We start from the raw sequence: 14295 nt of genomic DNA on the forward strand, positions 1-14295 counted from the left end.
CAGAACCCTCATGGACGTAAAACGACTTTTATTACTGATTCCACTAGCCGTACTAGCCTATTTGTTAGTCGTCCAGTGGAATCAGGATTACGGGCAGCCAAATTATGATTCGGCTCCTGAAATGACGCAACGCAGCAACTCGGCGGTGCCTAGCAATGTCGAAACTGACGATGGCTTAGCCGTTCCCAGCAGTTCTCCGCAGCAAGACCCGGTTGGAGAAGGAATCGCGAGCAGCACTGAAAGCGAGTCATCAAGCCGCGACTTTATTGCCGTCACAACCGACGTTCTTGATGTGCGTATCGATCCCCACGGTGGCGATATTGTTTATGCTGCTTTACCACAGCACAAGCAATCACTCGATTCAGAGCGCAACTATGTGCTGCTGTCGGATAACAATAGCCGCAGCTATGTCGCACGTTCAGGGCTACAGCTCGACGGTCAAGCTAGCCGCATCGCGTTTACACCCGAGAATTCTGAGTATCGTTTAGGCGATAACGATGATGGGCTAAGCGTTAATCTAACTGCTGATGTTAACGGCGTTGAGATCATTAAACGCCTTACCTTTGAGCGCGGCAGCTATGCGGTCAACGTCAATTACTACCTAGCTAACAATACCGATGCGCCGGTTACTGCGCGCTTTATTGGCCAGCTGGCACGTGATAATAGCCCCGATCCCTCCAGCGGCGTTTCCATGGGCATGAAGTCTTACTTGGGTGCAGCCTACTCAACGCCGGATGCGCGCTACGAGAAAATCGATTTCGAAGATATTCAAAATCGTAAGTTTGAAAACCGTGAAGCCCAGGGTGGCTGGATTGCCATTATTCAGCATTACTTTGTATCCGCATGGGCACCGCAACAGGATCAGCAGAATCTGTTTTACGTTACCAGCGATTCAAGTAATCGTAACGTCGTCGCCTTTGCCGGCCCCACAAGCAACATTGCAGCAGAGGGCGAAGCGACCCTGGGCGCAACGCTGTACATGGGACCAAAGATTCAAGACTATTTGGAACAGGTCGCTCCAAATTTACGTTTAACCGTGGATTACGGCTGGCTTTGGTTTATCGCTAACCCGCTGTTCTGGTTGCTGGATCATATCCATGAAATCGTCGGCAACTGGGGTTGGTCGATTGTTCTGCTAACCGTGCTGGTTAAGACCGTGCTGTTCCCGCTTTCTGCCAAGGCTTACAAGTCTATGGGTCGGATGCGTAAGCTGGGTCCGGAAATGCAGCGTCTAAAAGAGATGTATGGCGACGATCGCCAAAAAATGTCTCAAGAGATGATGAAGTTCTATCAGAAAGAGAAGATCAATCCACTGGGCGGCTGTTTGCCTATCGTGATCCAGATGCCGGTCTTCATCGCTCTGTACTGGATGCTGCTAGAGTCGGTTGAATTGCGCCACGCGCCGTTTATGTTCTGGATTCAAGATCTATCGATGAAGGATCCTTACTTCATCCTGCCGATCATTATGGGCATCTCGATGTTCGTTCAGCAGATGCTGAACCCAACGCCTCCGGACCCCATGCAGGCGAAGATTATGAAGATGCTACCCATCATCTTTACCTTCTTCTTCCTGTGGTTCCCGGCGGGTCTGGTCATCTACTGGGTGGTCAACAACATCATTTCGGTGGCGCAGCAGTACTACATTACGCGCAAAATCGAAAATGACCCGAGTATCGGCAAAGGCATGAAAACTAAGTAGTTAAAGAGACCGTGATCTACCGCTGTAATCTGTCCCTTAAGACCCCCGCCCTGTGCGGGGGTCTAGCGTTTTAAGGCCGATAAATTCACACTAGTTCGAGCAATACTGAATCGATCCTTTAATATTTCTGCCCATTTTAAAGAGAGCCACCATGGCCGAACGCCTCTACACTCCTGACACCATCACGGCACTGGCGACTCCTCCTGGGCGTGGTGGCGTTGGTATTATACGAGTCTCCGGCCCCGCCTGCCGCGAGATCGCCCAAGCTATGATTGGGCACAGCCCAAAACCAAGGTACGCCCATTACGGCCCCTTTCAGGGCTCTGAAGGCGCTATTGATGAAGGTATCGCGCTGCTTTTTAATGGCCCCTATTCTTTTACCGGTGAAGACGTACTCGAGCTTCAGGGACACGGCGGCCCGATTATCATGGATATGCTGCTGGAACGTTGCATAGCATTAGGTGCTCGTTTAGCGCGGCCAGGTGAGTTTTCCGAACGGGCTTTTTTGAACGATAAGCTGGATCTTGCTCAAGCTGAAGCCATTGCCGATCTGATTGATGCAACCTCACGCTCAGCGGCGGAAAACGCCGTGCGCTCGCTGCAGGGCGAATTTTCAAAGCGGATTTCCGCGCTAGTGGAGCGCCTTATCGAGCTACGTGTTTATGTCGAAGCGGCCATTGATTTTCCAGAAGAAGAAATCGATTTCCTTGCCGATGGCCATGTGGCACAACATTTAAGCAGTGTACAGCAGGCGCTTAGCGATGTGCGTCAGGCCGCGGGGCAAGGTGCGCTGTTGCGCGAAGGTATGAGTGTGGTGATCGCAGGACGCCCTAATGCAGGCAAATCCAGCCTACTTAATGCGCTTACCGAGCAGGATACCGCCATCGTTACCGATATCGCCGGAACGACCCGCGACGTGCTGCGTGAGCATATTCATATCGATGGTATGCCGCTGCATATCATCGATACTGCCGGGCTACGCGATACACCTGATGCGGTTGAAAAAATCGGCGTCGCTCGCGCCTGGGACGAAATAGAAAAAGCTGACCGGGTGCTGCTGCTGGTCGATGCCACGACCACCGATTCAATCGATCCAATGGAGATTTGGCCAGAGTTCGTGGCACGTCTACCGGATCAGCAACGCTTAACCTTAGTCCGTAATAAGATTGACACCAGCGCTGAACAGCCGTGTTTAGACCTATCCACAGCCACACCGATCGTGCGGCTATCGGCCAAAACGGGGGTGGGTGTGGATAACTTAAAAGCGCACTTGAAGGAGGTTATGGGCTTTGCCGCTACTACCGAAGGCCGCTTTTCTGCCCGTCGACGACACCTAGATGCGCTTGACCGCGCCATGACAGCGCTCGATACCGGCCGTGCTCAGCTTGATGGCTATGGCGCAGGAGAGCTGCTGGCTGAAGACTTACGTGACGCCCAGCAGGCATTAGGCGAGATCACCGGCGAATTCAGCGCCGATGATCTACTCGGCGAGATTTTCGGCAGCTTCTGTATCGGTAAATAGCAGAGGCAGCTACTCTTGTACCCACCAATCTGCCTTATAGTAGCTGCTGGAGCCTAGTAGCGGCGTTATCTCCGCCATTGCCGCTGCTAGCTGCTGGTCTAATCCCCAGGGTGGATTGATCACTAACATGCCACTGCCATACATGCCGTGAGCTTGCTCGGCTGGGGCGCGCAATAGCAGCTCGCTGCGCCAAACCTTGCGCACTCCACGCGTCTTTAATGTATCTAGTAGCGCGTGATGGTGGCCTGCCGGTAGCAATGGATACCAGATTAATATCACGCCATGGCGCACTTTTTCCAAAGCGTGTACCACCGTCTCAGCGACCTCTTTATACTCCACTTTGCGCTCATAGCTTGGGTCGATAAGCACGCACAGCCGCGGCGTTCTCACCGGCAGCATATCTGTTAATCCCACTAAACCATCACCAAAAACGCGCTGGGCGTTAGGCGATAATACCTGGGCGTTAAGCTGCTTGTGCTCTCCAGGATGGAGTTCAAACAGACGCAGCTTATCCTGCTCACGTAGCACATTACTCATCCACCAGGGTGAACCCGGATAATGCGTTAACGTGGCTGCGTCCGGCTGGGCACTTCTTAGCGCCTCTTTCCATGCGCTTAAGAGCGGATCGCTGGACTTAGGCTGTTGCCAAAGTGGCCAAATACCCTCGCGGTACTCTTGCAAGCGTTGGCTCTCTTGGCCACTGAGAGGATAAAGACCGCGCCCTGCATGAGTATCAACATATGTAACGGAAGATTGTTTACGTAATAAATAATCAATCACCGCATACAGGGACAGATGCTTATGAACATCGGCAAAGTTACCGGCATGGTAGGCATGTTGATATGACAGCATGGGGACTCGTCAGTAGATGAATAAAAAAGCCCGCTATGTGAGCATAGCGGGCTATCAGTGGCAATAAGTAGTTACGCTAAGCGAATCGCTTACTAACGCTGACCCTGACCATCGCCGGTGGGTGTCAACGTGATTTCGACACGACGGTTCTGGGCACGGCCCTGCTCGTTGTCGTTACTAGCGACAGGCTGAGTTGCACCATACCCGGATATATTAAGGCGTATAGAGCCGACACCGTTCTGGGTTAAGTAACTGCCGACAGCCTGGGCGCGGCGTTCAGACAGGCGCTGATTGTAGCTTGCATCGCCGGTACTATCAGTATGACCAGCAATGTTAACGCGAGTGTCTTGGTACTGCGTCAATACGCTAGCGACTTCGTTCAGGGCGCTGCGTGCTTCGCTGGTAAGGTCTGCCGAGTCAAAACCAAAGGTAACGCCGCTGGGCATATTGAGGACGATATCGTCACCGCGGCGATCAATCTCAATACGTGAACCTTGCAAATTTTCACGCAGCTGCTGCTCTTGGCGGTCCATATAAACACCAACGCCAGCACCAGCGGCAGCGCCGACGGCAGCACCAATCAGCGCACGGTCGCGACGGCTAGTACTGCCATCGCCCGACAGCGCACCCGCAGCAGCACCGATTGCGGCACCAATGCCCGAACCCATAGCGGTGCTAGAGCGCTGCGTTTGGCCACCGTAGGGGTCAGAGGTGGCACAACCTGCGACTAAAATAGCAGCAGCCAACGGTGTCAGTAGTCGAGAAATACGCATCACTCACTCCTTGTTTATCTTCAAACATTTGTTTCTTAGAAGATAGTTGGTTTATTACTTATCAATCATCGCCAATTAATGTCAGCAACTCATTCAAGAATAATAGACCTCGAGGCGATGCACGCAGTTTTTCAGGCATTTGCATCAAAAGTCCTTTTTTATCGGCGGACTGTAAACGCTCCAGTAACAAGGTATGTGACTGCCCTGTGTTAGCTGTCCACGTACCCAGCGTAACGCCCTCCGTCAGCCGTAAAGCGTTCATGGCAAACTCCAGTGGCAGTTCATCTGCTGTTATTAACTGCTTACCCGCCACAAAACCGCGCAAATCGTCCATACGTTTAAGATAGGCATCAGGCTGGCGGGTTTTCCAGCGCCGCTCGATATTCCACTGTTTGTCTCGATCAATGTGGCTAAGCTTGCCATGGGCGCCTGCACCAATGCCTAAATAATCACCAAACTGCCAATAATTAAGATTATGACGACTTTGATGATTAGCAGTGGCGTAAGCCGAAATCTCATACCGCTCAAATCCTGCCTGCTCTAAACGCTGGTGCCCCGTGTCCTGAATATCCCAAAGCGCCTCCTCTTCCGGTAATAATGGGGGATTAGAATGAAAGGCAGTATTCGGTTCTAGAGTCAGTTGATACCAAGAAAGATGCTGTGGGGCTAACGCCAAGGCTTGCTCAATATCATCCATTGCAAGCTTAGGCGTTTGCTCTGGCAAACCGTGCATGAGATCAATATTGATATTGGTAAATCCAGCGTGCCGTGCTTGGGTAACCGCTGTCACGGCTTCTTGGCCGCTATGAATGCGCCCAAGTGCATGTAATTGGGCGGGCTGGAAGCTCTGAATACCCAGCGATAAACGGTTAATGCCCGCATTACGATAGCCAATGAAACGTTCTTGCTCGGTAGTGCCTGGATTGGCCTCTAAGGTAATTTCAATATCGTCGGCAAAAGGCAGCCGGCGCTTAATTTCTGTCAGTAAACGATCATAAAACAGTGGCGAAAGCAGGCTAGGCGTACCACCGCCGATAAAGATAGTCTGTATTTTCCGCTCAGCGGCTAACGCAAGGTCGCCCTCCAGATCTTGTAACAGCGCCTTAAGATAAGCATCTTCAGGCAACGCCTGCGGCGTAAAGCCGTGTGAACCCGGCTCATGAGAATTGAAATCACAATAAGGGCATTTACGTACGCACCAGGGGGTGTGGATATAAAGCGATAGCGGCGGCAGCGTGTCAGCCATGCGCCACCTTCAACAACTCTACCAAGCCCTGAAGTGCGCGGCCTCGGTGGCTAAGGCGATTTTTAGTTTCGCTGGGCAGCTCCGCAACACTCATTCCCTGATCCGGTAGCCAGAAAAGAGGATCATAGCCGAACCCTTCCTGGCCCCGCGGATGAGCAAGAATTTCACCTTCCCAACTGCGCTGTACGATCACCGGAACCGGGTCTTTAGGATGGCGCAAGTAAACCAGTACGCACCAATAGCGCCCGCTGCGCTGACCTTCCGCACAATCGCTTAACGCGGCTAATAACGTCTCATTATTTTTTTGATCACTTTTTGGCTCGCCGCCATATCGCGCTGAATAGATACCCGGCGCACCATTCAATGCGTCTACTTCGAGGCCAGAGTCATCCGATAGCGCGGGCAAACCGCTAATAAGACTCGCTTCACGGGCTTTGAGCAGGGCATTTTCTATGAATGTTAACCCTGTCTCTTCGACATCAATAACCCCAAAGTCTGCTTGAGGGCGAACATCAAAGCCTAAAGGTGAAAGTAATTGATTGAATTCTCTTAACTTTCCGCTATTTCCACTGGCAAGAACAAGGGTATTGGCTGCTGACATGACAAACACTCCAGACATTAGAGCGTCAGTTTACGCGCTCATCCGTCGTATCAAAAGCCAGCAAAATGTTACTGAACGTATCTTAGGAAAACATAGGTTAGAACACGCTAATTTAAGATAAATTAATGCGCTGATATTTAGATATCCCTACCGCATCACTAGCGTTAACGTATCTCCCAAGCCTTGAGTAGATGAACAAGTGCGGTTAGTGCCTTTTTGAATATCAACGTCCAGCCGCTCATTATCACTCAACAGTTTAACGGTACCCTCCAGTTCAATACCGATAAACGTGTACTCGGCAGGTACGGTCCCACGCTCTTCGACATGCTCCGTCGTTTCGCCCTCGTGGGTAATACGCCAATGGGCTGAAAACTCTGCGCCTGGAGAGCCGCTCGTAATGAGCGGCTCTTACAGTATAGTGAGCTTTACGTTACTCTTCGTTACATAACTGCAAAGGCTTTCTCTGCTGCATCCAGCGTGAACTGGATATATTCCGGGGTATGAGCACTCGACATAAAACCCGCTTCATAAGCAGAAGGGGCCAGATAAACACCGTGATCTAGCATCGCACCAAAGAAGCGGCGGAACGCATCTGGATTACAGGCCGTGGCTTGGGCAAAGTTATCCACACGACGCTGAGAGGTAAAGAAGAGCCCAAACATACCGCCAGCGGATTGCGTCATCATTGGCACACGTGCAGCGTTGGCACGCTCTTGAAGCCCCTGACATAGCGTATTCACGCGCTGAGTTAACGCATCGTGAAAACCCGGTACCTGAAGCTTCGTTAGTAGGGCTATTCCCGCCGCCATCGCCAGAGGGTTACCGGACAGCGTACCCGCCTGGTATACAGGGCCCATGGGAGAAATATTCTGCATGATCTCGCGCTTACCACCAAACGCGCCCACCGGCATGCCTCCACCGACAATTTTACCTAGGCAAGTTAGATCCGGGGTAATGCCATAGTGTGCCTGTGCACCGCCTAGCGCCACGCGAAAGCCAGTCATCACTTCATCAAAAATCAGCACGCTAGCGTGTTCATTACACACTTTGCGCAGTGTTTCTAAGAAGCCTGGCTGAGGAGGAATACAGTTCATATTGCCAGCCACTGGCTCAACAATTATGCAGGCAATCTGATCACCAATCTCAGCAAAACACGCCTCAACGCCTTCAGGGTCGTTATACGACAGGGTGATCGTGTGCTCCGCCAGTGAAGCGGGTACGCCTGGTGAGCTGGGCTCACCGTGGGTAAGCGCCCCTGAGCCGGCTTTTACCAGCAGTGAATCCGAGTGGCCATGATAATTACCTTCAAACTTAACAATCTTGTCGCGCCCGGTGGTGCCACGTGCCAAGCGAATAGCCGACATGGTGGCTTCGGTACCAGAGCTCGTCATACGCACCATATCCATAGAGGGAATCATCTCGCAGATGAGGTCCGCCATGGTGGTTTCTACCGCCGTTGGGGTACCAAACGAAAGGCCATTATCCAAACGAGCCCGTACGGCTGCCAGTACGTCTTGGTCGGCATGCCCTGTAATCATTGGTCCCCAGGAACCCACGTAATCCACGTAGCGGTTACCTTCAACGTCAAACAGGAAGGCGCCCTGAGCGCGCTCCATAAAAATCGGCGGACGGTGCAAACCTTTAAATGCCCGGACAGGCGAGTTTACGCCGCCGGGAATATGGCGGCTCGCTAGATCGAATAGTTCAGCAGATGTGGTCATGACATCCTCTAAATAAAAGGCGTACAGAAGACAGGATTAAAAGCGGACAGCCTGTGAAAAGCGATTAGGCAAGCACTGGCCACTGAGTGGCTGAAAGCCATGAGACAAGCTTTCCCAAGTAAAGTGCTGAGCTTGCTCACAGGCAGTTGGTAAGCGCTCACCTACAGCCAGACGTGCGGCAATAGCTGAAGCAAGCGTACAGCCAGAGCCGTGAAACTGCTCGGGCAACCGCGGCCACTGCCATTGACGAGTGGTCTCTGGCGAATGCAATGTGTGGACTACCTGGTGCTCGTTGCCCGGTAATGGTTCATCGGTGGCCGTTACTAAAATTGCCTGGCATCCTTGAGACATCAGCGCCACCGCGCGCGAGGTATCGTCGTAAAGGGCGGCAATGCCCGGCGTTAGCTGAGCAAGCTCTGCGCGATTGGGCGTTAAGATATCCACAAGCGGTAGCACGCGATCAATAAACAGCTGCCGTAAATCGGGTGTGGATAACTCAGTTCCGCCGCCTGCTCTAAATACCGGATCGGCGACCACGGGAATGCCTGGGAAACGGCGGATAATTTGCTCCGCCGCACGCAGCGTGGCTTCATCGGCAAGCAAGCCAATCTTAATGGCCGCGACCTGCATCTCACTCATCGCCTCGGCCATTTGACGCATTGCGTTAGGGTCAGCCGGTATCACCCTAGTCACATTATGACAATTTTGTACCGTCAGCGCGGTGGGAATAGTGACAGCCCAACCACCGCATGCCGAAATAGCTTCGCTGTCAGCCATTAAACCCGCACCGCCAGTCGGGTCATGTCCAGCCAGCACCAAGACAACGGGAGGAAGCGGTTGGCGCATCAAAAGGGCTTCACAACCGCGAGTAACACAACCGCGAGTAACACAATGACGGGCGCTTCGTTAAACCAACGAAAAAACACATGACTTTTGGTACAGCGATTCTGAGCGAACTGCTTTAAATAAATCAAACAAACGTGATGATAGGCAATGAGAACCGCTATTAAGGCCAGCTTAGCGTGCATCCACCCTTGGCTAAACCATGCCGGCACCAAGTAAAGCATCCAACCGCCAAACACGAGTACCGCAATCATAGACGGCGTCATGATGCCGCGGTAAAGCTTGCGTTCCATGGTTTTAAAATAGCTCATTGCCTGGTCATCGCCATTATCCCGTGCGGCGGCGTGGTACACGTACAGCCTAGGCAAATAGAACAGTGCAGCAAACCAGGTCACCACAGCTATTAAGTGAATAGCCTTCACCCATAGATACATTATCGCTCCTTAAACTGATGAATCTTTCTCTCGTAAATCGTTTTCACGGGGGTCGGCACCGCGGGACTCTGAGTAGTGATAATAACGTTCGATAGCACCACGGGTAATAATACCTGAAATTCGTTGCTGCTTAGGGCGATAACCATGAACGACATACAGTGCTCCCAACGCATTATCCTGAAGTTTTAGAAAGGCTTCAGAAAGCGTTGCCTGCAGCCCTATCGGTGCCAATTCTAAACGCTGCCCGGGGATTTCTAACAAATCAATCAACTCATCGTCTGGCGGATATTTACCTTCTAGCGTTTCATCATGTTCGAGTAACCAGCGAGCAAGCTCTGCGGCTTTGAGCGCCAGCACCGGTTTTTCCTCGCTAGAACGCTCGATCACCAGCCACACCGGATTAGTTTCGAGTAGCAGGCGCGCCTGATCAGAGGTAATCATTCGCTCAGTTCGCACCAGCTGACGTTCCATCACGGCGGGTACGGATACTCTTGAGAGCGCTTGCATCAGTGGTTGCTGCAAAGGATGCAAACCATAGCGTACCGAGCTAATAAAAAAGCCTTCACAGCCGGTAATTTGACGCGAAGTGAGACACGCAACGACCACCACCAACATGCCGGGCAGCATAATACTCGGCGTATGCGTCAACTCCAAAAGCGCCATCAGCGCTGCTAGCGGCGCTTGCAACACCGCCCCCATCATCGCGGCCATGCCTAACATGGCATAAACACCCGGGTCAGCGGCTTTATCGGGCCACAGCCAGCCGCCCAGCAGCCCAAACAACGCGCCTGTCGCTGCGCCGACGACTAGCACGGGGCCGATAATACCAATTGGCACTCCGCCCGAAACGGTCAGCGCCGTCAGTAACAGCTTGGCTATCATTAGCGCCAGCAGAACTTTAATTTCCAACTGATTATTGAGCGCAGCCGCCACGCTGTCGTAACCAATACCCTGTACTTGTGGAAACCACCAGGCCACAGCGCCGGTGGCTACGCCGACTAGCCCTAAACGCAGCCAAAGCGGCCAGGCTTGTATCCGTTGACTGCGCGAAATATGAATAAATAGCCCCGCCAGCAAGCCGATAAATAACCCGGTGAGCACAATCCAAGGCAGATTCATTAACGAACCAAGCACTACTTCTGGAATGCGAAAAGCCGGCTCATTCCCATAGGCAAGCTGTGCCACCAGCGCGCCCATCGTAGAAGCCAAAATGACTGGCATAAAGCTCATCAGAGTGTACTCCATCATGACAACTTCCATGGCAAAGATGACCCCGGCGATAGGCGTATTAAATGAAGCGGAAATGCCTGCAGCGGTACCGCACGCCACTAGAACTCTTAAACTATTATTGGGCAGGCGCATCTGTTGGCCTAACCCACTTGCTGCCGCGGCGCCTAAATGAATAGCGGGCCCTTCGCGGCCAGCGGATAGCCCGCCAAGCACAGAAATGACGCCAACCCACCATTGATTAAGCCAGTTACGCAGAGGAAAGCGACCTTGATGGTAGGAAAGCCGCTCAATGACATGGCCAACACCTAGCTTGCGCGCGGTAGGCTTTTGCCGATACAGCAAAACACCCACTAAGGTAACCGCCACCAGTGGAAGCAGCGTACGCAGCCACGGCGCCATGCTTTCAAAGGCTTCAGGGTCGCCATCGGTCATGTACAGCGCCGCGCCTGTTTCCAAAAGCAGGCGAAACGCCACCATCACCGCGCCGGTAATAATCCCAGAGACGAGCCCCAGCAAGCAAAGCTGTGGAAGGGCATCGACATTGGCTAACTGGCGACGAAAGCTCTCTAGAGTAAAATCCGAACGGGAAAAACGCGCCACGACGACCTTCCTTGTTTTTTTGCCTTGGTGCTCTGTGTCTTGGGTTAGTCTTAGTGTTCTTGTGTCTACATCCTCTTGTGTATCATAGCCCAATACGCTTAGACAGCCCGCAGCAATCCGCTTAGGCTGTTGTTATCGATACTCAGGTCAAAAGTAATTTACATTTTTTTCTAAAATCTGTTTTGCAAACCCGCAAGGAGTTATTTGTGATTAAGGTCGGCATTGTTGGCGGTACCGGTTATACCGGCGTTGAGCTACTGCGGCTGCTCGCCCAGCACCCCCACGTCAACGTCGCCGCGATTACCTCGCGCTCAGAGGCGGGCATCAAAGTATGCGATATGTACCCTAATCTGCGTGGCCATTACGACACGCTGGCGTTTAGCGAGCCGGATGCCAAGCAGTTGGGCGCCATGGATGCGGTATTTTTTGCCACGCCCCACGGCGTTGCTCACACCCTAGCGGGTGAACTGCTCGACAACGGCACCCGCGTCATCGATTTATCGGCTGACTTTCGCCTACGCGATGCCAATGAGTGGAGCCGCTGGTACGAGCAGCCTCACGGGGCGCCAGCGCTACTGGACGAAGCGATTTACGGCCTGCCAGAAATGCACCGCGAAAAAATTAAAGACGCACGCTTAATTGCGGTACCCGGCTGCTACCCAACAGCCGTACAGTTAGGTTATCTACCGCTATTGGAGGCAGGATTCATTGATCACCAACAGCTGATTGCAGACTGTAAATCCGGCGTTACCGGCGCGGGCCGCGGCGCAAAAGTGGGCTCGTTGCTCGCAGAAGCCAGTGAATCAATGAAGGCTTACGGTGCGTCGGGTCACCGCCATTTACCGGAAATTAGCCAGGGCCTTAAGGATATTAGTCATGCCCCGGTCGGGTTGACGTTTGTACCTCACCTTACCCCCATGATTCGCGGTATTCACGCCACGCTTTACGGTCAGCTAACCGCTGAGCCAGGCGATTTACAGGCACTGTTTGAACAGCGCTACGCCGACGAGCCGTTCGTTGATGTCATGCCTGCCGGGAGCCATCCCGAAACGCGCAGTGTCAAAGGTATCAACACCTGCAGGCTGGCGGTGCATCGCCCTGGCAATGGCAATACCGTAGTGGTGCTATCGGTGATTGATAATTTAGTCAAAGGTGCTTCAGGACAAGCGATTCAAAACCTTAACTTAATGTTTGGATTTGATGAAAACATGGGATTAACAGCGCCTGCATTGATGCCTTAACGTTCGACTAATTCCCAGCAATAGTTGACCAATTTGCTGGGAATTACCCATAATCACCCCCCAATGCCGATTTATTCGTTCTTTAAGCTCGCGGGAGGTACCCATGAGCGGTGCAGAAGCCTTTGTTCCGACCCCATTACTGCTGTCTGATAGTGCACGAAAACGCATTAATGCTCTGATTGCAGAAGAAAATAACCCATCTCTTAAGCTACGCGTCTACGTTACCGGCGGCGGCTGCTCTGGTTTTCAGTACGGATTCGATTTTGCTGAAAACGTTGCCGAGGATGACACCGTCATCGCGTTTGGAGATGCCTCCTTGGTGGTAGACCCACTGTCTTATCAATATTTAGTCGGCTCCACCGTCGATTATGAAGAAGGGCTGGCAGGCGCTCGTTTTCGTGTGCAAAACCCTAACGCTACCGCTACCTGCGGCTGTGGCGCCTCCTTTATGGTCTAAACAGCGTTGGCGCAAAGCACACCCCGTGACTTGACGCCTTGTCGGTTTCTCGCCAAGGTTAATAGGTTAATAACGGCCTTAAGGCTTTTTCAAACGGCAAAAATCGCTTGGAAACCTACGACAGGCCACATAAAACACGGGGAAACTTATGAAAGTAACGCTACCACTCAGTCTCACTAAAACAACGCTTGTGCTAGCCCTTGGGTTAGCTGGCACCACAGCTGCCATGGCTGAATTGCCGAAGGTAAACGTAGCGACCGACCCAAGCTTTGTCCCTTTTGAAATGATGGACCAAGAAACCGGTGAAATGGTCGGTTTCGATATGGACATCATCAACGAAGTGGCTGAGCGTGCAGGCTTTGAAGTTAATCTCACCACAATGGAATTTGCTGGCATCATCCCGGCCGTACAAACCGGCAGCCAAGAGATCGCCATCGCCGGTACGACCATTACTGCAGAGCGCGCTGAGATAGTTGACTTCTCAGACCCCTACTATAATTCCGGTCTACAAATTATTGTTCGCGCTGACAACGACGATGTAGAAAGCATCGAAGACCTCGCGGAACTGTCTATTGCCACGCGGATTGGTTCCACCAGCTACGACTTCCTACAAGCTGAGCTAGGAGAAGATGCCGATATCACTCCTTTCCCCGCTATGAGCGATATGTATATGGCGCTATTAGGCCGTAACGTCGATGCCGTGTTCTACGATGCGCCTAACGTTGCTTACTTCTCACAAACCCGTGGTGAAGGGCGCACGAAAGTAGTTGGACCGCTTTACGAAGGTCAGCAGTACGGTATCGTTTTTCATAAAGGCAGCGAGTGGGTAGAACCTACCAATGAAGCGCTTGCCGCGATGAAAGAAGACGGTACCTACGATGAAATTTATCAAAAGTGGTTTGGTGAAGCGCCCAGCGAAGAGTGAGATTAAAGACTCGCTAACCGCATAGCATCATAACAGGGCCGGGTGGCCATAGCCCCCGGCCCTGCTGCGTTTCTCAAGTGTTTTTCTCATCTTTTTTGTTTCAGGAGTCTACGCGTGGACGTCAATTTTCAGTTTGATTGGTCGGCAGCGT

At 52.3% G+C, this 14295-nt stretch carries 13 protein-coding genes; 5 read left to right on the plus strand and 8 right to left on the minus strand.

The window, feature by feature from the left end; all coding sequences use genetic code 11:
- Nucleotides 1-10: 10 nt before the first annotated feature.
- Together yidC and mnmE are read left to right on the plus strand one after the other, a co-directional pair.
- Entirely contained in the window at nucleotides 11-1699 is a 1689-nt protein-coding gene (gene yidC / locus ACTH5D_RS14515) for a membrane protein insertase YidC (RefSeq protein WP_441672490.1), read from the plus strand.
- 151 nt (nucleotides 1700-1850) lie between these two features.
- Nucleotides 1851-3221: a tRNA uridine-5-carboxymethylaminomethyl(34) synthesis GTPase MnmE gene (gene mnmE, locus ACTH5D_RS14520; RefSeq protein WP_441672466.1), complete on the plus strand. Its 1371-nt coding sequence runs from the start codon at nucleotides 1851-1853 to the stop codon at nucleotides 3219-3221.
- Between the two features lie 9 nt (nucleotides 3222-3230).
- Here the strand turns inward: mnmE and ACTH5D_RS14525 are convergent, their stop codons facing one another.
- The 8 genes from ACTH5D_RS14525 to ACTH5D_RS14560 all read right to left on the minus strand — a co-directional run bounded on the left by ACTH5D_RS14525 (nucleotide 3231) and on the right by ACTH5D_RS14560 (nucleotide 11521).
- Entirely contained in the window at nucleotides 3231-4073 is an 843-nt protein-coding gene (locus tag ACTH5D_RS14525) for a 23S rRNA (adenine(2030)-N(6))-methyltransferase RlmJ (protein WP_441672468.1), read from the minus strand.
- A 92-nt stretch (nucleotides 4074-4165) separates the two neighbouring features.
- Complete coding sequence (locus tag ACTH5D_RS14530) at nucleotides 4166-4846, minus strand: OmpA family protein (protein ID WP_441672470.1); 681 nt, start codon at nucleotides 4844-4846, stop codon at nucleotides 4166-4168.
- Nucleotides 4847-4907: 61 nt separating this feature from the next.
- Complete coding sequence (gene hemW / locus ACTH5D_RS14535; RefSeq protein ID WP_441672472.1) at nucleotides 4908-6092, minus strand: radical SAM family heme chaperone HemW; 1185 nt, start codon at nucleotides 6090-6092, stop codon at nucleotides 4908-4910.
- The gene (gene rdgB, locus ACTH5D_RS14540; RefSeq protein WP_441672474.1) at nucleotides 6085-6693 is read right to left on the minus strand and encodes an RdgB/HAM1 family non-canonical purine NTP pyrophosphatase; all 609 of its coding nucleotides are present in this window, start codon (nucleotides 6691-6693) and stop codon (nucleotides 6085-6087) included. Before rdgB ends, hemW begins: the two co-directional genes overlap by 8 nt.
- Before the next feature lie 440 nt (nucleotides 6694-7133).
- Nucleotides 7134-8414: a glutamate-1-semialdehyde 2,1-aminomutase gene (gene hemL, locus ACTH5D_RS14545; RefSeq protein ID WP_441672476.1), complete on the minus strand. Its 1281-nt coding sequence runs from the start codon at nucleotides 8412-8414 to the stop codon at nucleotides 7134-7136.
- Nucleotides 8415-8450: 36 nt separating this feature from the next.
- Entirely contained in the window at nucleotides 8451-9260 is an 810-nt protein-coding gene (gene thiD / locus ACTH5D_RS14550; RefSeq protein ID WP_441672478.1) for a bifunctional hydroxymethylpyrimidine kinase/phosphomethylpyrimidine kinase, read from the minus strand.
- Nucleotides 9260-9691 carry a protoporphyrinogen oxidase HemJ gene (gene hemJ, locus ACTH5D_RS14555; RefSeq protein WP_441672480.1) on the minus strand — a complete coding sequence of 144 codons (432 nt, stop codon included), beginning with the start codon at nucleotides 9689-9691 and terminating at the stop codon, nucleotides 9260-9262. Before hemJ ends, thiD begins: the two co-directional genes overlap by 1 nt.
- A gap of 9 nt (nucleotides 9692-9700) precedes the next feature.
- Nucleotides 9701-11521 carry a chloride channel protein gene (locus tag ACTH5D_RS14560; RefSeq protein WP_441672482.1) on the minus strand — a complete coding sequence of 607 codons (1821 nt, stop codon included), beginning with the start codon at nucleotides 11519-11521 and terminating at the stop codon, nucleotides 9701-9703.
- Nucleotides 11522-11727: 206 nt separating this feature from the next.
- Between ACTH5D_RS14560 and argC the strand changes: the two genes are divergently transcribed.
- The 3 genes from argC to ACTH5D_RS14575 all read left to right on the plus strand — a co-directional run bounded on the left by argC (nucleotide 11728) and on the right by ACTH5D_RS14575 (nucleotide 14144).
- Nucleotides 11728-12762 (plus strand): N-acetyl-gamma-glutamyl-phosphate reductase, encoded by a 1035-nt coding sequence (gene argC, locus ACTH5D_RS14565; protein WP_441672484.1) that lies wholly within the window; start codon nucleotides 11728-11730, stop codon nucleotides 12760-12762.
- A gap of 103 nt (nucleotides 12763-12865) precedes the next feature.
- The gene (gene erpA / locus ACTH5D_RS14570) at nucleotides 12866-13219 is read left to right on the plus strand and encodes an iron-sulfur cluster insertion protein ErpA (protein WP_441672486.1); all 354 of its coding nucleotides are present in this window, start codon (nucleotides 12866-12868) and stop codon (nucleotides 13217-13219) included.
- Between the two features lie 148 nt (nucleotides 13220-13367).
- Nucleotides 13368-14144, plus strand: coding sequence for a transporter substrate-binding domain-containing protein (locus ACTH5D_RS14575; RefSeq protein WP_441672488.1), 777 nt, complete (start codon nucleotides 13368-13370; stop codon nucleotides 14142-14144).
- Nucleotides 14145-14295 lie beyond the last annotated feature (151 nt).

It is taken from the genome of Halomonas sp. (genome assembly GCF_052095695.1).
Taxonomy (GTDB): Bacteria; Pseudomonadota; Gammaproteobacteria; order Pseudomonadales; family Halomonadaceae; genus Vreelandella.